This window comes from Phyllobacterium pellucidum (assembly GCF_013327855.1).
Taxonomy (GTDB): Bacteria; Pseudomonadota; Alphaproteobacteria; order Rhizobiales; family Rhizobiaceae; genus Phyllobacterium; species Phyllobacterium pellucidum.
Map to the genome: position 1 here is coordinate 1,050,585 of NZ_JABUMX010000002.1, position 17,756 is coordinate 1,068,340.

Sequence of the window (17,756 nt, forward strand, 5' to 3'; positions counted from 1 at the left end):
TTGGGCTGCACGATCTAGAACGCTTGCGGTGCGGCGGCGGATCAGCTGATAAACCTGTTGTAATTTCAGAGACTTAGCTGCCGCAATGGCCGGGATCGCCCTTTCCATGCTATGCTCACCAATCGCAAAACTGTATCGACGGTACAGTAGTTCTGGGGGAGGCCATGGGCAAGGGCGCGGAAACCCGCGAACGGATCATCGAAATCGCAGAAGCTTCGGTCCTCGCCAAGGGGTTCGGCGCAACGTCGATCGAAGAGATCATTGTCGAGGCTGGTATCACCAAGAGCGGCTTCTTCTATCACTTCAAGGACAAGAACGAACTCGCGCACAAGATGGTTCGGCGCTACGTTGACGAGAACAATCGCGTTTTCGACGAGATTTTCGAACGCGGCCATCAATTGTCAGATGATCCGCTTCAAGCCTTCCTTATCAGCCTCAAGCTTCTTGCAGAAACCATGTCCGACCTTCCGAGCGGGCATCCCGGCTGCCTCATTGCCAGCATCTGCTACCAGGAAAGGCTCTTCGATCGCGATGTGCGCAATCTTATCGCCCAATCGGTAAAGGAATGGCACATGCGCTTCCGGGCGATACTCGACGACATTGCCGTTGTTCACCGCCCGCGCGATGCGATCGATCTCGGCGATGTGGCCGACATGCTCTCATGCATTGTCGACGGCGCGATCATCATGTCGAAGGCGCTCAACGATCCGAAGCGTATCGAACGTCAGGTGCTGGCATTTCGCAGCTTCGTCAAACTGTTGTTTTCGCCCGCAACCGCCCAGCTCGAAAAACCACCTGTTCCAGACAGCATACAGGCCGCATGAGATGGTGCTCCTTTATGACGGGATGACATTCACGCCATAACCCGCTATCGAACAGCCTTAAATAGATCACAAGACGTTCGGAAAGCGCGAAGTTATGAAGGAAGCGATTTCACTCAAGCAGTTGAAGGAAGCGGTTGGCACCGAGGTCGGCTGCTCGGAGTGGCGGGTGGTCAGCCAGGAAATGATCAACCAGTTCGCAGATGCCACAGATGACCACCAGTTCATCCATACCGATCCGGAGCGCGCAGAGAAGGAAACGCCCTTCGGCGGGACGATCGCCCACGGTTTCCTGACGATTTCGCTGCTTTCGACGCTCGCTTATGAAGCCTTGCCGATGCTTGAGGGCGCGACCATGGGCATCAATTACGGTTTCGACAAGGTTCGGTTCATGGCGCCCGTAAAGTCCGGCAAGCGGGTTCGCGCCCGCTTCAAGCTCGCGGACGCCGATATCCGCCCTTCGGGCCGCGTGCTCAACAATTACGAAGTGACCCTGGAAATCGAGAACTCGCTCAAGCCTGCGCTGGTCGCCAATTGGCTGACCATCGCGGTCCTCGAAAATCCACCTGAAATGGATTGAACGGCGAGCGCTTGCCTCAAGCGGCGAGCTTGCCTTCCAGATCGAGCGGCGCCGCCACCCCCTTGTATTTCGTCACCAGATCCTTGAACGGAAACGGCCCCTGCACGAACATGCCCATGTCGTAGGGGTTGCGAATCTGTGCGCCTTTGAGGAACAACAGGTGCATCTTGAAGAAGTTTTTCCTGGCACGGACGTAACGCTTTGCGCTGTGGATGCGCTTGAAACGAATGCGCTCGATGACCGGAGCCCGACGCGGCTTGATACCAAGAGCCACTGCCGGATCGGATTTGTAGAAATGCACGATGTCGGTGACCGTCTGGAACTCCGCCCACAGGACCGGGCTCTCTTGCATGACCACACGCACATCTTCGCGCAAACCATTGGCGCGCGGATGCAGGGCGATCATCAGCAGGCAGGAACCCGCAGCGACCAGCGACACCGGCTTGCGCCTGAGCAATTCCGGATCGATGCGCCATACGTCAGCGATGGCCTCGACCGCAGGCACCGTACCTAGACTATGGGCGATAATGACGACCTCGTCAGCGTCGGTCGCTCGTAGCTTCTCGGCAAGGTTGGCTGCAAAGGCCTTGCGGCGTTGGTTGAGAGCGGTACTACGGCCGTAAATGCGGTCGGAAGCTGCCGCCCAATCGTCGAGCAAGTATGAGAAGAACACCTTCTCCCCCGGCCAACGGATGAGCACCCGGCCAATCACGAGCGCAAGCGGCACCGTCCATAGAAGGTGAAGCTTGCTGCCCTCGGCGAGCAAGGGAAAGAGCCCGACCGCCAGCGCGGCAAGCGTCACGAAGCACGCATAGGCGAAGGGCCAGAGAAAGAAGATGCAGAAGCGCCAGCTGGTGCGCAGATATCGCCAGAAGGTGCCGGTCAACAAAATGTCAAGGAACGCCATGAGACCGGTTGCGAAGCGCGTCACGACGTTGCGCGCTGCATAGGCGTCGAAGATATCGGCCGAACCGTACTGGCAGAATTTCGTTTCGGTTTTCCAGTCACTGCCGCGCGTCGTGATGTCCATGGACGCGATGTTGTCGCACTCGGCAACCATCGGGCCGGCAGCGGTTCTTGCGCCCCAGAGCTTGTTGAAATCCGCGGCGCTATTGAGATAACGCCCGCGCACCGCATCAGGGTGCAGGCCCTCATAGCCGGTAAAATTGATGACGAGACGCTTTCTGACGGCCATTTCACTTCTCTCGGCAAAGAGACCACGCGAAATCGGCAGTCATCACAATAGCTGCAAATGCGGCAGCCACCCAAAGTGGAAGGCCGCGCCGCATGATCGCGCCGTTTACATGAAAATGGCCGGACTGCACAACCGGACCTTCATGCAGTCCAAAAAATCAGCCGTCGATCAGACCCAGATGTCGCGCGCCGATACCTGCAGGAAAGCAAAAGCATAGGGCGAGAACGAGCGCCAGCATTCGACGCGGAATGTATTTTCCGCCGTGCGCCAAAGGACGACCTCGATCTTGCCGAGAACCGTGCGGGAGGCGGCCCCCACCGGGAAGGCGCGTTCCGAAAGGTCCTGAGGACAGCCGCCATTGACGACGCCTTCCGCCCCTTTGCCCGAAACGATGATCCCGACATTGCGATGGGAAACGTCGACTGCCGAATGCAGTACCTTGGCCTTGGCGAGGTCCGCAACGAGGTTGCTTTCGCCGTCGTCGATGATCAGCCACTCGTCGGGGCCAAGCCACAAGGCGGCGCGGCTCCCATTCACTGCGGTCGATTTTGGTTTTGTCGGTAGCGCCAGACCGAGTGCTTTCGAAAGAGCAGCGACAGCGTCCGGGCGGGCCCGCAGCGAGACACGTGTCGCATTATCAGCCAGCGTCACCGAGACCGCGGCCGGACCGGTGCGACCCGACTGCAACGGATGCAAGCGTGTTGCCTGGATCGTCTCAACCATTCAAACGCTCTCCCTTCTCATCGAAGAATACAGTTCCGGTGACTTCCACTTCGATCACTCCATTCGGCATCGGCACATAGAGCGTCTCGCCGAGCCGCTTCGTGCCATCGATAACCAGCGCGAGGGCGATGGAGCGGCCGCAATTTTCCGACCAGTAGGATGAAGTCACATGTCCGATCATTGTCATCGGCACAGGCTGGTTCGGATTGGCAACGATCTGCGCGCCTTCCTCCAGCACCACCTTCGGATCAACGGTCTTGAGACCGACGAGCTGCTTGCGTCCCGGAGTGACGAGATCGCGGCGCAAGAGCCCGCGAATACCGACATAGTCGGTCTTGTTCTTGCCAATGGCCCAAGTCAGCCCGGCATCCTGCGGCGTCACCGTGCCGTCGGTATCCTGACCAACGATAATGTAGCCCTTCTCGGCGCGCAGGATATGCATCGCCTCGGTGCCATATGGCGTCAGGCCAAGCGGCTTGCCGCGTTCGTAGATCGCTTCCCAGACCGCCTGCCCGTAATCGGCCGGAACGTTGATTTCGTAGCCCGTTTCGCCAGTGAACGACATGCGGAACAACCGCGTGGGCACGCCGCAAATCTTGCCTTCGCGCACGCTCATGTGCGGCATGGCTTCATTGGACATGTCGATTCCTTCGACCAGCGGCGCGATGATCTCGCGCGACCTTGGCCCCTGCACGGCAATAACCCCCCATTGCTCGGTGGTCGAGGTAAGCCACACATCAAGGTGCGGGAACTCGGTCTGCAGGTAGTCTTCCATGTGGTTCATGACGCGGGGCGCACCACCGGTCGTCGTCGTGACGTGGAAGCGGTCCTCGGCGAGGCGGCCGACAACACCGTCATCGTAGATGAACCCGTCTTCCCGCAGCATGATGCCGTAGCGCAGGCGCCCGACTCCAAGCTTTTCCCATGGATTGGTGTAAAGCAGTTCAAGGAACTTCGCCGCATCGGGGCCAACAACCTCGATCTTTCCAAGTGTCGAGGCATCGAAAATGCCGGCCTCAGTGCGAACGGCAACGCATTCGCGGTTGACCGCGGCATGCATATCCTCGCCGGCCTGCGGATAATACCAGGCACGCTTCCACTGGCCGACATCCTCAAAGGCAGCGCCCTGCGCCGCATGCCAGGCGTGCATCGGTGTGCGCCGGGTCGGATCGAAAAGATCGTGCCGCGCATGATTGACGATGGTGCCGAACGTCACCGGCGTGAACGGGGCGCGGAACGTTGTGAGGCCCACGGCCGGGATCGGCTTGTTGAGGGCCTCGGCAGCGATGGCAAGGCCGTGCAGGTTCGATGTCTTGCCCTGGTCGGTCGCCATGCCGTTCGTCGTGAAGCGCTTGACGTGTTCAATCGAGTGCATGCCTTCGCGCACGGCGAGCCGGACATCCTTGGCCGTGACATCGTTCTGAAAATCGACGAAAGCCTTGACCGTCGTGTCTGGGCCAGCGCCGGCAGCCGAGCCGATCATCCCGCCGATCCAGCTGGCACTGCCGGTGGCGGTCAATGATACCGGCGTACCCTTGCCGGCAAAGCCCGCCTGCTCGGCCGACGATCCGCCGGCGGCGATGGCCTCATTGATCACGTCCTGCAAGCCGTCCGTGCCGTTGCAGGCACCGACCGACAGGCAGTCCTGCGCGTAGGTGCCGGGAAGAAACCTCTCGTTTGCCGCGTCCCACGCCACCTTGCCGCGCGACTGCGAGAAGAGGTGAACGGAGGGCGTCCAGCCCGCGGAGACGATCACGGCATCGACCGCGACCTTGCGCTCGCTGCCGCCCCTGTTGGGCTTGATCAGCATCGATGAAACACGACGCTTGCCGCCGGCGCTGAAGACCGCATGTCCCGGCAGTACCTCGATACCCAGCGATCGCGCTTCCTCGACGATGGCCGATTTCGGGTTGTCGCGCGTATCGACGATGATCGGAACGTCGATCCCGGCCCGCTTCAGGTCGATCGCTGCCGCGTAGGCCGAGTCGTTGGCCGTGTAGACGCCAACCTTGCGGCCGATCGCAACACCGTAATGATTGAGGAACATGCGCGCAGCCGAAGCCAGCATGACGCCCGGACGGTCATTATTCGCAAAAACCATGTGCCGTTCGATCGCGCCCGTCGCCAGCACGACCTTCTTGGCGCGAATCTGCCAGAGGCGTTCGCGTGGCATTTCCGCTGCCGGAGTGCTGAGATGATCGCTGATCCGCTCCGCGAGACCGACGAAGTTCTGCGCATAGTAGCCGAAGGCCGTCGTGCGGGTCAGAACCGTGACATTGTCCATGGCACGCAGCCTGGCGATGGTCGCCGTCGCCCATTCGTACCCGGGCGCGCCGTCGATGGTGACATCGCTTTCATAGCGCAGCGCGCCACCGACTTCCGGCTGTTCATCGCAAAGGATGACGGTTGCACCGGTGGCTGCAGCGCTCAACGCTGCGGCAAGGCCTGCGGCACCGGCCCCTACGACAAGCACGTCGCAATGGGCAAAGCGGTTGGAATAGCGGTCGGTATCCGGTTCGCCAGGAACCACGCCGAGGCCGGCGGCTGCGCGAATCTTCGGCTCGTAGATCGTCTTCCATGCGAATTTCGGCCACATGAACGTCTTGTAGTAAAAGCCTGCCGGCAGCATCGGCGAGAAAACATCGTTGATCGCGCCGACGTCGAATGTCAGCGACGGCCAGCGATTCTGCGACTTCACCTTCAGGCCGTCATAGATTTCCTGAACCGTTGCGCGGACGTTGGGCTGCTTTCGTGACTTGTCACGCTCGATATCGACCAGCGCATTCGGCTCTTCGCTGCCTGCCGACAGGATGCCGCGCGGACGGTGATATTTGAACGAGCGTCCGACCAGATGGATGCCGTTGGCGAGGAGCGCCGATGCAAGCGTGTCGCCTTCGAGGCCGGTAAGGCTCTGGCCGTCAAATGTGAAACGGACTGTCTTTGCGGGTGTAAGCCGACCTGCGCCGGAAATACGGTTGCTGCCGGAATGAACCTGGTTGGTCATGGCTCAGGCCTCCGCTTTCTTGGTGCGCGGCGTGCGCGGCGCGGGAGATTCAACGACTGCTTCTGCCGGCGTCGTCCCTCGTGTCACAAGTTGCTCGACATTGGGCTTCGGTTCGCCCGCCTTGTAGACGGTCAAGAACTTGTCGGAAACGGAATCGCGCACGGCATTGAAGAACCGTCCGCAGCCATGAATGTGCCGCCAGCGCTCGAACTGAAGTCCCTTCGGATTTTGGCGGAAGTACAGGAAGGCGGCGAAATCATCGTCCGACTGGTCAACGATCGGGTTTGCACGGACCAGATGCGCTTCGCCGGCATTGCGGAATTCCAGTTCCGGGCGCTCGTCTTCGCAATAGGGGCATTTGATGAGAAGCATGTCTTCGTCTCGTTTCTAAAAAAGTCAGTGCGCCACGGCAGCGGCGGCTGCCTCGTCGATAAGCCGGCCACTGGTAAAGCGCTCGATCGTGAACGGAGCGTTGATACGGTGCGGCTCGTCGCGGGCGATCGTGTGGGCAAACACGTTGCCCGAACCCGGCGTTGCCTTGAAACCGCCCGTGCCCCAGCCGCAGTTGACATAGAGGCCGGGAACCGGGGTCTTGGCCAGGATGGGCGAGCGGTCGGGTGTGACATCGACAATGCCGCCCCACGAGCGCAGCATCTTGAGGCGTGTCAGGACCGGGAACATCTCGCAGATCGCATCGAGCGTATGGTTGATGATGTGAAGGCCGCCTGTTTGCGAATAGGACGTATACTGGTCGGTGCCGGCGCCGATCACCATTTCGCCTTTGTCCGACTGGGAAATATAGGCGTGCACGGTGTTCGACATGATCACGCAGGGAATCAACGGCTTGACCGGTTCCGAGACCAGCGCCTGCAGCGGGTAGCTCTCGAGCGGCATGCGGACGTCCGCCATGTTCATGATGACCGACGTATGTCCGGCGGCGACGACACCGACCTTCTTGGCGTTGATGGGGCCACGATTGGTATCGACACCGACCACGGCGCCATTGGCGGCGCGGCGAACACCGGTGACTTCGCAATTCTGGATGATGTGAACGCCGCGGTCTGCAGCCGCACGGGCATAGCCCCAGGCCACGGCATCGTGGCGTGCGGTCCCGCCGCGGCGCTGCAATGCTGCACCGATGATGGGATAACGTGCATCAGCAGAGAGGTTGATCGGCGGGCAGAATTCCTTGACCTGCTCGGGCGTCAACCACTCATTGTCGATGCCGTTCAGCCGGTTGGCATGGATGTGGCGCTTGAACACCTGAACGTCGTGGATGTTGTGCGCGAGCATCATGACGCCGCGTGCCGAGTACATCACGTTATAGTTGAGGTCCTGGCTCAGCCCTTCCCAGAGCTTTACCGCATGTTCGTAAATACCGGCGGATTCGTCATAGAGATAGTTGGAGCGGATAATGGTCGTATTGCGACCCGTATTGCCACCGCCGAGCCAGCCCTTTTCGAGCACGGCCACATTGGTGATGCCATGTTCCTTGGCAAGATAGTAGGCGGTTGCGAGACCGTGGCCACCGGCGCCGACAATGATGACGTCATATTCCGACTTCGGTTCGGGCGACGTCCACTGCTGTTCCCAGCCCTTGTGGGCACGCATGGCTTCGCGGGCCAGAGCAAATACCGAATATTTCCGCATTACCTATTCCCTTTGCGCACAACTTGGCTTCGAGCGCCGATTGTTCAAAGATTTCTCGCCGGTTTCCTGTCCCAAAATCGACATGGACTTTATCGACATGCGCGGCGTGTTAGCGCATCACTATCGTATCTGTCCAAGCGTCTTTTGCCATTTTGCGACGGAGATTGGCGCGCGATGCCGGTCAGCCCCAAATTAAACCGTGGTCCATGGCTTTGGCGAACGAATATCAGCAATTCCATGCCAAATCGCCATGGACATCGTTTTGAGTTTCTGCTAATGCCGACCGCAGTTTGCGATGGATGACCGTCGCGAAGTCCGGTTTGTTGTCCCATGATCTTCGGTCGGGGATCGGTGGCCAGGCTCAGTGAAATCTAAGAGATACAGGATAAAACGTGCAGGTACTCGTACGCGAAAACAATGTTGATCAGGCTCTCCGCGTTCTCAAGAAGAAGATGCAGCGCGAAGGCATGTTCCGCGAAATGAAGATGCATGATCACTACGAGAAGCCGTCGATCAAGCGCGCTCGCCAGAAGGCGGAAGCAATCAGCCGCGCTCGCAAGCTTGCCCGCAAGCAGGCACAGCGCGAGGGTCTTCTGCCGATGCCGGCACGCAAGGCGCCGGTTCGCGCCGCTGCGGCTCGTTGATCAGCGGTTTATCGACGCTTTTAACCCGATATCGGGGTGGAGTGGCTTCACGCCGCGCCGCCCTTTTTTCGTTTGGTGCCATCGGAGCAAAAGAGCTTGCACGGCTCTGAGTTGTACGGGACACATAGACAATGACATATTCATCTGAACGCGCCGCATACGGCAAATTTCCCTCGGTACGTTATGCCGGATTGTTGATCGCGTCGATCTCTGCGCTCGGCCTTGCCGGATGCCAGAGCACTTCGACCACCGACATGACCGGGATCGACAAGGCACAAGGATCGACCGAGAACATCAGTTCTTTGAATGATGTCATCCGCAACAATCCGAAGGATCCCGAGGCATACAATGTCCGCGGTTCCGCCTATGGTCGCGCCGGCAAGAACAATGACGCGATCAAGGATTTCAACGTCGCGCTTCAGTTGAACCCGAACTTCTACCAGGCCTATTCGAACCGCGCGCTCGTCTATCGCAATATGGGCAACTCCGCCCAGGCTATTGCCGACTACAGCCGGGCGATCCAGATCAACCCGCAATATGATGCTGCCTATATCGGGCGCGGCAACCTCTACCGCCAGGCGGGCCAGCTCGACCAGGCGATGAACGATTTCAACCAGGCGATCCAGCTCAGCACCACGGATGCCCGCGCCTACCACAATCGTGGTCTCATCTATCAGGCGCGCAACCAGCATAAGCAGGCCATCGAGGACTTCTCTACGGCGATCTCGCTGCAGCCCGATGCTGCGGAGCCTTATAATGGCCGTGGCATTTCCTATGTGGCGCTCGGCGATGACGACAACGCCTTCGACGATTTCAATACGGCGATTAAACTCGACGGCACGATTGCCGAGGGCTGGGCCAACCAGGCCCTGATCTACGAGCATCGCGGCGACAAGGCCCGCGCCGCCAAGTCCTACGCCCGCGCCGTTCAGCTTGACCCCAAGTACAAGCCTGCTGTCGACGGTCTGGCGCGCACGCGCAAGTCCTGATGCGATAGATGAGCAAGAACGTCGTTGTCGTTTTTGCTCACCCTTTGAAAGACAGCCTTTGCGCGCACCTTGCTTCGCTCATAACCGCCAGGCTCGATGAGGCCTGTCACAGTATCACCTTCGCCGATCTCTATGAGCGCGGCTTCGACCCCCGCCTCACGGCAAATGAGCGCAAGGCCTATTACGCGGATGCTTATGACAGAAGCGCCGTGGCCCTCGATGCAGAAGACCTCGTCCGCACCGACATTCTGATCCTTGTCTTTCCGACATGGTGGTTCGGCCTTCCGGCGATTCTCAAGGGTTGGATCGACCGGCTCTTTGTGCCGGGTGTTGCCTATGACCATGCCCCTGATTTTGGCCGTATGATTCCGCGGCTCACCAGGCTCAAGTCTTGCCTTGCCGTCACTACGCTCGGCTCGCCCTGGTGGATCGATTGGTTCGTGATGTTCCGTCCGGTCCGCCGCATACTTTCGCGCGCCATCATCGGCACATGCGCGCCGCAAGCGCGGTTCTCCATGCTCTCGCTCTACAACACCGAACAATTGTCAGCGGAACGGTTAGCGGCTTTTGAGCGCCGGCTCGGGCGGAAATTGGAACGCCTGATCTAACAAAAAGCCCGCCGATGGGCGGGCCTTTGCCTCATTCGCGATACACAAGTTCAGTGGTCCAGCGCCTTGACGATATTCTCTACCATCTTCTTGGCATCGGCAAAGAGCATCATGGTGTTGTCGCGGAAGAACAATTCGTTCTCGACGCCCGCATAGCCGGAGCCCATGCCGCGCTTGATGAAAAGCACCGTCCCCGCCTTGTCGACATCAAGGATCGGCATGCCGAAGATCGGCGATTTAGGATCGGTCTTTGCCGCCGGGTTGGTGACGTCGTTGGCGCCGATGACGAAGGCGACGTCGGCCTGTGCAAACTCCGAATTGATGTCTTCGAGCTCGAAGACCTCGTCGTAAGGCACATTGGCCTCGGCAAGAAGCACGTTCATGTGACCCGGCATGCGCCCAGCGACCGGATGAATGGCGTATTTGATTTCAACGCCTTCTGCCTTCAGCTTGTCGGCCATCTCGCGCAGGGCATGCTGTGCCTGCGCAACGGCCATGCCGTAGCCGGGCACGATGATGACCTTGGAGGCGTTCTTCATGATGAAGGCAGCATCGTCGGCGGAGCCCTGCTTGACCGGGCGCTGTTCGACTTCACCACCGGCAGCAGTGCTGGTCTCGCCGCCGAAGCCGCCGAGGATGACCGAAATGAACGAACGGTTCATGCCTTTGCACATGATATAGGACAGGATCGCGCCGGACGAGCCAACCAGCGCGCCGGTGATGATCAGCGCGAGGTTGCCGAGCGTAAAGCCGATGCCCGCCGCCGCCCAGCCGGAATAGGAATTCAGCATCGAGACGACGACAGGCATGTCCGCGCCGCCGATCGGGATGATGATCAGGCCGCCGAGCACCAGCGACAGGATGACAATCAGCCAGAAGATCGCATGGCTCTCGGTCAGGACCAGCGCGATCACCAGGAGCACGATGGCAGCAAGAAGAGCAATGTTGAGCACATGGCGCCCAGGCAGCATGATTGGCTTGCCCGACATGCGGCCGTCAAGTTTCAGGAAGGCGATAATCGAGCCGGTGAAGGTGATCGCGCCAATGGCGACGCCGAGCGACATTTCCACGAGCGCCTGACCATGAATGCTGCCGACTTCGCCGATCCCGAAAGAGTCGGGCGAATAGATCGCGGCCGCGGCAACCATGACCGCCGCCAGACCGACGAGTGAGTGGAACGCGGCAACAAGCTGCGGCATTGCCGTCATGGCGATACGCCTGGCAATGTACGCGCCGGCAGCGCCGCCGATGGCAAGACCGAGGACGATCAGGCCGAGGCCCTTGAAGCTAGGTTCGGCAAGCGCCAACGTTGTCGCGATGGAAATGCCCATGCCCGTCATGCCGTAGTAGTTGCCCTGCCGGCTGGTCGTCGGATGCGAAAGGCCGCGCAGCGCAAGGATGAAGAGCACGCCGGAGACGAGATAAAGGAAAGTTGCGATATTCACACTCATGCTCACTTTTCCTTCTTCTTGTACATGGCGAGCATGCGGTGGGTGACGAGGAAGCCCCCGAAAATATTGACGCTGACGAGGACGAGCGCGATGAACCCGAAGCCGGTCGCAAAACCGCTCGCCGACAGTCCGACCGCCAAGAGCGCGCCGACGACGATAACGGAGGAGATCGCGTTGGTAACGGCCATGAGCGGCGTGTGCAGTGCCGGCGTCACCGACCAGACAACGTAATAACCGACAAAGATCGACAGGACGAAAATTGCGAGGCGGAAGACGAACGGATCGACGACACCGCCAGAGACGGCGTGAGCCGCGGCGCCGGCGGCTTCCGGCATGTTTTCAGCGGCCTGACGGACGATCTCGGCGGCCTGGTTCAGGGTCTCGAGGGCCTTTTCGAGTGCAGCATCAGCCATCATGCCTCTCCTTCAGTCTTTGGCGCCGCCTTGGATGCAGCAGCCTTTTTCGGCGCGGCTTTCTTGGCGGCCGGTTTCACTGCGGCGTCTTTTGGAGCGGCAGGCTTGGCCGGCGCGGCCTTCTTGGCGACAGGCCTGGCAGCCCGCGTCTCAGCAGGAACAGCAACAGCCGCGGCAGCCTGGGCGAAGTTGGGGTGAACCACCTTGCCGTCATGGGTCAACATGGTCGCCTTGACGAGTTCGTCGTCGAAATTGATTTTCAGCACCTTCGCTTCCTTGTCGACCAGCGTCTCGACAAAAGCGACGAGGTTCTTCGCGTAGAGCTGCGAGGCAGTCGCCGCGATACGGCCCGGGACGTTGAGATGTCCGACGATCTTGACCCCATCGATCTCGGTGATCTTGCCAGCCACCGCGCCTTCGACGTTGCCGCCGCGTTCGACCGCAAGATCGATCAGCACCGAACCCGGACGCATGCGCGCATACATTTCGCGGGTCACCAGTCTCGGCGCCGGACGACCGGGGATAAGTGCCGTTGTGATGACGATATCCTGCTTGGCAATGTGGTCATTGACCAGCGCCGCCTGCTTTGCCTGATATTCCTTCGACATTTCCTTGGCGTAGCCGCCAGCGGTCTCGGCAGCCTTGAACTCCTCGTCCTCGACAGCGAGAAATTTGGCGCCAAGCGATGCGACCTGCTCCTTGACCGCAGGACGGACGTCCGTGGCGGTTACCACAGCTCCAAGGCGGCGCGCAGTTGCGATAGCTTGCAGGCCAGCGACGCCGACACCCATGACGAAGACTTTCGCGGCCGGCACCGTGCCTGCTGCTGTCATCATCATCGGCAAGGCGCGGTCATATTCTTCGGCGGCATCGATGACCGCCTGGTAGCCGGCAAGATTGGCCTGGCTGGAAAGAACGTCCATCACCTGCGCGCGGGTGATGCGCGGCATGAACTCCATGGTGAAGGCGGTAAGCCCGGCATCGGCGAGTTCCTTGACGGCGCTGTCATTGCCGTAAGGATCGAGCATGGCGATGACGACTGCGCCTTTCTTGTAGGATTTGAGCTCAGGGGAAGCGGGTCGGCGCACCTTGAGGACAATGTCGGCGTCCTTGACGTCCGCGGCCTTGCCGATACTTGCGCCGGCGCCCGTAAACTCTGCGTCAGGAATGCGCGACGCGGTTCCGGCACCCGTTTCGACAACGACGTTGAAGCCAAGGCCAATAAGCCGCTTTACCGTCTCCGGCGAGCCACCGACACGCGCCTCATTGGCATCGGTCTCTTTCGGTATGAATAGTGTCTGAGCCAAGCTCTTCACCCCCCAAAGCAAGTTTTCACTACAAGGCAGTGGCCTTTCGGACCAGCGCGCCTTCCCGCTTGTAACGATTGGCAGTCTTAAAGACCCGCCCGGTCAAGATCGAGCGGGCTTTGGACGGGCGTCCAGGCTCTTGAGAACCAGCGCGCCCTAAAGGAGGAACCAGGCAGCTCCGCAAATAACAAAGAAAAGAACCAGAGCAGAAAAGAATCCCCCGGCGAAAAAGCCGAAAGCCATGGCAACGACCAGCGCTATGCAGGAAACGAAGCCCCATTTCGAAAGCGAGAGAAAAAGATTGTAGGTCTTCTCATGCTCCGCATAGTCCATGGGCGCGCCCAGTTCTGCAGGCGTGGTGTCGTGATGTTCAGCCATCTTCAAACCTCTTCTAGTCGACGTCGTAAAGGCAATAGCGAAAAGCCGACAACTGCGCAATGCGCAGATCGTCGCTCACCCTGACCTCGATCAATATAAATCAAGAATAGAGTTTCATCGCGGTCGAGCCTAATTAACTAACCGAGAAGATGCGGAAAAAGACCGACAACGCCAATGATGATCAGGTAGAGCGCAACGACATAGTTCAGCAATCGCGGAGCGATCAATATGACGATGCCGGCGATCAGGGCGACGAGTGGTGCGATGGCGATTTCAGCAATCATTTCGGTATCCTTTGTGTGCGCAAGCTACCAGCTCAGAACAGAGCGCTATTCGAATACAATGATTCTGTCGGTAACGGACCGGGATCGTTTAATTTATATTCAAATTGGCAAACAACCGTTCAGTGAAAGACGTGCGGGCCAGCTTCGTTGCCCACGAGCTTGTGCTCCATCGTCACGTCGAGCAGCTTCACGATGTCATCGGCTGACATCGCAGCACCGTAGAGAAAGCCTTGAACGTGCTCGGCGCCGACGAGTTGATTGACGAGTTCCGATTGCGCGCTCGTTTCGAGCCCTTCGATGGTCACCGACAAGCCGAGTTCATGTGACATGTGGACGATGCCGCGCAAAAGTTTCAGCGATCGTCCCTCTTCAGCAATGTCGGCAATGAAAGAACGGTCGATCTTGACCTTGTTGACCGGCAAGTTCTTGAGATAGCTCAGGCTGGAATAACCGGTGCCGAAATCGTCGATGGCGACCTGCACGCCGTAACCCTTCAGCTCGGCAAGCACGCTGCCGGTCGTGGCGCGGTCGGTTATGAGCGCGCCTTCCGTGACCTCCACTTCAAGAAGGTGCGGCTCGATCGCGTGCCGTTTCAAAGCGGATTGGATGACACTGACCGTATTGCGGTTCTGCAGATCATGCGAGGAAAGGTTGACCGAAACGGCGATACGCGAATTCCAGTTGCGGCAATCCATCACCGCGCGGTCGATGACGTTGCGGGTCAGGTCCGAGATCAGCCCCATTTCTTCTGCGAGCGGGATGAACTCGGCAGGTGATATGGCTCCGAATTCCGGATGGTCCCACCGCGACAGCGCCTCGCACGCGGTCATGCGCGAGGTGCGGATATTGACGATCGGCTGGTAGGCGACCGAGAGAGTGCCTTCCGCGATGGCACGGCGCAGATCGGCCCGCAACCGCTGCTTCGACCGGAACGTATGGTCCATGGTCTGGACAAAGACCGCCCAGTTCTTCTGGCTATCCTTCTTGGCGACATCGAGCGCCAGATCCGCATTCATGTGCATCACCGAGAGGTCAAACGCGTCCACCTCGACGATGGCGACGCCGGCGCGGGCGCCGGTCTGAATATCGTGACCCGAAACACTGTATATGCCGGTGATGGCGGACATGATCCGCTCGACCGTTCCAATCGTTTCCTCGTGCGAGCAGGCGGAAAACAGCAGCACGAATTCGTCGCTGCCAAAGCGCGAAAGCAGCGGCCGCTCAGCCTCGACCAGGCTCAGCCGGTCGGCAAAGGCGCGCAACATCTCATCGCCGATGCGATGGCCGAAGGTATCGTTGGTTCGTTTCAGGCCATCGATATCGATCACCATGAGGGCGATCTGCGCGCCATGCACCATGTCGTCGGCATACGTCGCGGCGATTTCGGCAAATTGGCTGCGGTTGGGAAGCCCCGTCAGGCTGTCGAAGCGCGCCATGCGGTTGATCTGTGCTTCGGCGTCCGCACGCCGCGTGACATCCTGGATGACGAGCACGGTGCCATGCTCGGGATCGGGCGTCGCCGTGAATTCATAGTGGCGCTTGTTCGGTGATTCAAACGTGTCGCGCTGTTTTGAACCGGACAGCAGATCCTGCATCTTGGTGCGCAAGGATTGCAGTGCATCCTCGGGGAAATAGGAACGCGATTGGGCAAGGCGCAACAAGGTCGCGAGCGACCTCCCTTCGAGCTGAGCCGGAGAATCGAAACCCATCATCTTCGCCGCCTTCATGTTGGCGACGGTTATCGTCTGCTGGCCGTCGAACATCAGCAGGCCCTGCGGCATACCATTGAGCGCAGCATCGAAATTGGTGGCGACGCGAGCCAGCTGGCGCTTGCCCAGCAGTGCATCGAAGAGCGAATTGCGAAGACTACCGGCAACGCCGATATTGCTCCAGAAGTAGGGAAGGATCAGCAGGGCAAGCAGCCAGTTATAGACGCCGCCGAGCAGCACCAAGGTCGCGCAAAGCGGTGCGAGAATTCCGATCGACAGGCCGAGGACGACCATCGGCGAGACGTAATTGCGCGTGACAAGCGCAAGCATCGATCCAGCAACAATGATGACGCTGGTGATCGCGGCGGTCGCATCGGGTAGCATATAGATGCTGACAAAGCATAGGGCGCCGAGCACCGAACAGCTTGCAAGCGCGCCGAGCAGATAGCGCCATTCCCACCTCTTCAGCGTTGCCGCCGAAGCTGACACAAGATTGGCGCGTTCGAAGGCGCCGGCATTGGCGGTGCGGGCGAGGTCGACCACCAGAAAGGCCAGCGCGAAGGCAAGATAGATCGCATGATGCGTCTTCAAATAGATTGTCGCCGTGGCGAGGATCTGAATGATCGAACTCCACCACGTCGCCTTGCCGTTCGCATATAATGTGCGAACCGCAATCAGCTCGATCGACAAGCCGTCGTTGGCTTCAACTTTCATCAATAGGCCCGCAAAACTTTGCCCGTACCGGGAATGTCGACGAGGAACGCCAACGATGCCAGCGTTATAAATCGCACTTCCGACTAAATCGTTTAATTCATCTTCTGTCGCCAGAAATTCCCAACAACCGGCAAATAGAATTACCAATTTCTAAAAGAACATCATCGCTATGCCGGGCATATCGTCGGCGGGGCTGGTTGCTTGTCGGGATTGGGATCGTAGAACGGTCCAACAACAAGTGGCTTGTCGGGCATAAGTGACTGATCGGTGTCCGAGATCATCTTCCGCTCGATGGTCTGAAGCACGACGCCTTTTGCATCTTCGAGCCGCATTGTCACCTGATACTCCCGGTTCGCTTTCACGCATTTGACGGGTGGGCTTTCGACGGTGATCTTGTCCATTGTCGGCCATATATCTTGCCGCACGACAAAAGGATCGCCACCAGCCGGATTTTCGAAAGTGGTCTCCAAGGACGAGCCATCGGGAATCTTGCGCAGTTTCGCCAGGGTGAGAAGATAGGTCGCCTCGGCGATGCGATAATTGAAGACAAAGATCTTGCCGGAAACGTTGACATAGTCGCCCTGACCGCTATCGCGGCACGCCGCCAGCGTAACCGCAAGCGCGAGCAAGCACACTGCCATCAGGCGCGAGGCATTCTTCGTCCTAGCCATGGCCGCTGCCCATCTGCTTGGCGTTGCGGTCATAATAGCGGCGCGCCTTAGCCCTGTTGCCGCAGACATTCATGTCGCACCAGCGGCGGCTGCGATTGCGGCTTTCATCAAAGTAGAGCCAGTGACAATTCGGGCAGACCTTTATGCGTTCCAGGCGCAAAGGCTCAAATAGACGCACCCCGGAGAGGAATGACGCCGCCGCCAGGGATATTCGCCCGCCGTCCCTGGAGGGCCGCGGCAGCGCGAGCGCTTGGTCTCCCGGTTCGTCGCCGACGAGTTTCGACCCGAGGCGCAAGAATTCGGAGAGCGGCGCGGGGCTCAATCCGCCGCCATGCACCGCCGTCCTGAACAGGCGATTTATCGCTTCGCGCATGTCGATGAGGCCTGTGATCTCCCGCTCGGAAAGTGGCGGGCGGAACTTGACGTTTCCCCACTCCCCCTGACGGAAATCCGCCGCCGCCGCAGCAAAGCGCGTAACTTCGGCGGGATCGGAAAAGCGATCGAGCGACCGTTCGGGCGACTCGCGAAAGACGACGGTATTGGCGAGGTCGAGTGCCAATACGCCCCCGCTGAAACGATGTGCATTCCATTCAAAGGTCATCGCCAAATTCTAAC

18 protein-coding genes are annotated in these 17,756 nt (G+C 59.4%); 5 read left to right on the top strand and 13 right to left on the bottom strand.

The window, feature by feature from the left end:
- The first annotated feature begins 164 nt into the window (after window positions 1-164).
- Both HQ945_RS13065 and HQ945_RS13070 read left to right on the top strand, forming a co-directional pair.
- A complete protein-coding gene (locus HQ945_RS13065) occupies window positions 165-824 on the top strand; it encodes a TetR/AcrR family transcriptional regulator (RefSeq protein ID WP_174208148.1) in 660 nt (219 codons plus the stop codon).
- Between the two features lie 94 nt (window positions 825-918).
- Entirely contained in the window at window positions 919-1,401 is a 483-nt protein-coding gene (locus tag HQ945_RS13070) for a MaoC family dehydratase (protein WP_091925384.1), read from the top strand.
- Window positions 1,402-1,417: 16 nt separating this feature from the next.
- Here HQ945_RS13070 and HQ945_RS13075 read toward each other — a convergent pair whose 3' ends face one another.
- The 5 genes from HQ945_RS13075 to HQ945_RS13095 all read right to left on the bottom strand — a co-directional run bounded on the left by HQ945_RS13075 (window position 1,418) and on the right by HQ945_RS13095 (window position 7,973).
- On the bottom strand, window positions 1,418-2,596 hold the full coding sequence (locus tag HQ945_RS13075) for an alpha/beta hydrolase family protein (RefSeq protein WP_174208149.1): 1,179 nt from the start codon (window positions 2,594-2,596) through the stop codon (window positions 1,418-1,420).
- A 168-nt stretch (window positions 2,597-2,764) separates the two neighbouring features.
- Complete coding sequence (locus HQ945_RS13080; RefSeq protein WP_174208150.1) at window positions 2,765-3,319, bottom strand: sarcosine oxidase subunit gamma; 555 nt, start codon at window positions 3,317-3,319, stop codon at window positions 2,765-2,767.
- Entirely contained in the window at window positions 3,312-6,323 is a 3,012-nt protein-coding gene (locus HQ945_RS13085) for a sarcosine oxidase subunit alpha (RefSeq protein ID WP_113280905.1), read from the bottom strand. Before HQ945_RS13085 ends, HQ945_RS13080 begins: the two co-directional genes overlap by 8 nt.
- 3 nt (window positions 6,324-6,326) lie before the next feature.
- Window positions 6,327-6,695 carry a sarcosine oxidase subunit delta gene (locus tag HQ945_RS13090; RefSeq protein ID WP_113280906.1) on the bottom strand — a complete coding sequence of 123 codons (369 nt, stop codon included), beginning with the start codon at window positions 6,693-6,695 and terminating at the stop codon, window positions 6,327-6,329.
- Window positions 6,696-6,719: 24 nt separating this feature from the next.
- A complete protein-coding gene (locus tag HQ945_RS13095) occupies window positions 6,720-7,973 on the bottom strand; it encodes a sarcosine oxidase subunit beta (protein ID WP_027229473.1) in 1,254 nt (417 codons plus the stop codon).
- A gap of 392 nt (window positions 7,974-8,365) precedes the next feature.
- On the opposite strand from HQ945_RS13095, the gene rpsU reads away from it, so the two are divergent.
- From rpsU to HQ945_RS13110, 3 genes are all read left to right on the top strand, one after another.
- A complete protein-coding gene (rpsU, locus tag HQ945_RS13100) occupies window positions 8,366-8,617 on the top strand; it encodes a 30S ribosomal protein S21 (RefSeq protein WP_027229472.1) in 252 nt (83 codons plus the stop codon).
- Between the two features lie 131 nt (window positions 8,618-8,748).
- Complete coding sequence (locus tag HQ945_RS13105) at window positions 8,749-9,606, top strand: tetratricopeptide repeat protein (RefSeq protein ID WP_113280907.1); 858 nt, start codon at window positions 8,749-8,751, stop codon at window positions 9,604-9,606.
- A gap of 8 nt (window positions 9,607-9,614) precedes the next feature.
- Window positions 9,615-10,214 carry an NAD(P)H-dependent oxidoreductase gene (locus HQ945_RS13110; protein ID WP_113280908.1) on the top strand — a complete coding sequence of 200 codons (600 nt, stop codon included), beginning with the start codon at window positions 9,615-9,617 and terminating at the stop codon, window positions 10,212-10,214.
- A 50-nt stretch (window positions 10,215-10,264) separates the two neighbouring features.
- Here HQ945_RS13110 and HQ945_RS13115 read toward each other — a convergent pair whose 3' ends face one another.
- From HQ945_RS13115 to HQ945_RS13150, 8 genes are all read right to left on the bottom strand, one after another.
- A complete protein-coding gene (locus HQ945_RS13115; protein WP_113280909.1) occupies window positions 10,265-11,665 on the bottom strand; it encodes an NAD(P)(+) transhydrogenase (Re/Si-specific) subunit beta in 1,401 nt (466 codons plus the stop codon).
- A 2-nt stretch (window positions 11,666-11,667) separates the two neighbouring features.
- Window positions 11,668-12,078, bottom strand: a complete 411-nt coding sequence (locus HQ945_RS13120; protein ID WP_113280910.1) for an NAD(P) transhydrogenase subunit alpha part 2 — start codon at window positions 12,076-12,078, stop codon at window positions 11,668-11,670.
- Entirely contained in the window at window positions 12,078-13,385 is a 1,308-nt protein-coding gene (locus HQ945_RS13125) for a Re/Si-specific NAD(P)(+) transhydrogenase subunit alpha (RefSeq protein ID WP_113280911.1), read from the bottom strand. The genes HQ945_RS13120 and HQ945_RS13125 overlap by 1 nt, the downstream gene beginning before the upstream one ends.
- A gap of 156 nt (window positions 13,386-13,541) precedes the next feature.
- Window positions 13,542-13,763, bottom strand: coding sequence for an aa3-type cytochrome c oxidase subunit IV (locus HQ945_RS13130; protein WP_027229467.1), 222 nt, complete (start codon window positions 13,761-13,763; stop codon window positions 13,542-13,544).
- A gap of 137 nt (window positions 13,764-13,900) precedes the next feature.
- Window positions 13,901-14,047 carry a DUF3096 domain-containing protein gene (locus HQ945_RS13135; protein WP_081815702.1) on the bottom strand — a complete coding sequence of 49 codons (147 nt, stop codon included), beginning with the start codon at window positions 14,045-14,047 and terminating at the stop codon, window positions 13,901-13,903.
- Window positions 14,048-14,166: 119 nt separating this feature from the next.
- Window positions 14,167-16,470 (bottom strand): putative bifunctional diguanylate cyclase/phosphodiesterase, encoded by a 2,304-nt coding sequence (locus HQ945_RS13140; protein WP_113280912.1) that lies wholly within the window; start codon window positions 16,468-16,470, stop codon window positions 14,167-14,169.
- 167 nt (window positions 16,471-16,637) lie between these two features.
- Window positions 16,638-17,141, bottom strand: coding sequence for a hypothetical protein (locus HQ945_RS13145; protein ID WP_246272651.1), 504 nt, complete (start codon window positions 17,139-17,141; stop codon window positions 16,638-16,640).
- The gene (locus HQ945_RS13150; RefSeq protein ID WP_113280913.1) at window positions 17,134-17,742 is read right to left on the bottom strand and encodes a CGNR zinc finger domain-containing protein; all 609 of its coding nucleotides are present in this window, start codon (window positions 17,740-17,742) and stop codon (window positions 17,134-17,136) included. Before HQ945_RS13150 ends, HQ945_RS13145 begins: the two co-directional genes overlap by 8 nt.
- Between the last annotated feature and the right edge of the window lie 14 nt (window positions 17,743-17,756).

Coding starts and splice junctions, on each gene's coding strand:
- HQ945_RS13065 (WP_174208148.1), top strand. CDS start 165: ATGGGCAAGGGCGCGGAAACCCGCGAACGGATCATCGAAATCGCAGAA.
- HQ945_RS13070 (WP_091925384.1), top strand. CDS start 919: ATGAAGGAAGCGATTTCACTCAAGCAGTTGAAGGAAGCGGTTGGCACC.
- HQ945_RS13075 (WP_174208149.1), bottom strand. CDS start 2,596: ATGGCCGTCAGAAAGCGTCTCGTCATCAATTTTACCGGCTATGAGGGC.
- HQ945_RS13080 (WP_174208150.1), bottom strand. CDS start 3,319: ATGGTTGAGACGATCCAGGCAACACGCTTGCATCCGTTGCAGTCGGGT.
- HQ945_RS13085 (WP_113280905.1), bottom strand. CDS start 6,323: ATGACCAACCAGGTTCATTCCGGCAGCAACCGTATTTCCGGCGCAGGT.
- HQ945_RS13090 (WP_113280906.1), bottom strand. CDS start 6,695: ATGCTTCTCATCAAATGCCCCTATTGCGAAGACGAGCGCCCGGAACTG.
- HQ945_RS13095 (WP_027229473.1), bottom strand. CDS start 7,973: ATGCGGAAATATTCGGTATTTGCTCTGGCCCGCGAAGCCATGCGTGCC.
- HQ945_RS13105 (WP_113280907.1), top strand. CDS start 8,749: ATGACATATTCATCTGAACGCGCCGCATACGGCAAATTTCCCTCGGTA.
- HQ945_RS13110 (WP_113280908.1), top strand. CDS start 9,615: ATGAGCAAGAACGTCGTTGTCGTTTTTGCTCACCCTTTGAAAGACAGC.
- HQ945_RS13115 (WP_113280909.1), bottom strand. CDS start 11,665: ATGAGTGTGAATATCGCAACTTTCCTTTATCTCGTCTCCGGCGTGCTC.
- HQ945_RS13120 (WP_113280910.1), bottom strand. CDS start 12,078: ATGGCTGATGCTGCACTCGAAAAGGCCCTCGAGACCCTGAACCAGGCC.
- HQ945_RS13130 (WP_027229467.1), bottom strand. CDS start 13,763: ATGGCTGAACATCACGACACCACGCCTGCAGAACTGGGCGCGCCCATG.
- HQ945_RS13135 (WP_081815702.1), bottom strand. CDS start 14,047: ATGATTGCTGAAATCGCCATCGCACCACTCGTCGCCCTGATCGCCGGC.
- HQ945_RS13140 (WP_113280912.1), bottom strand. CDS start 16,470: ATGAAAGTTGAAGCCAACGACGGCTTGTCGATCGAGCTGATTGCGGTT.
- HQ945_RS13145 (WP_246272651.1), bottom strand. CDS start 17,141: ATGGCTAGGACGAAGAATGCCTCGCGCCTGATGGCAGTGTGCTTGCTC.
- HQ945_RS13150 (WP_113280913.1), bottom strand. CDS start 17,742: ATGACCTTTGAATGGAATGCACATCGTTTCAGCGGGGGCGTATTGGCA.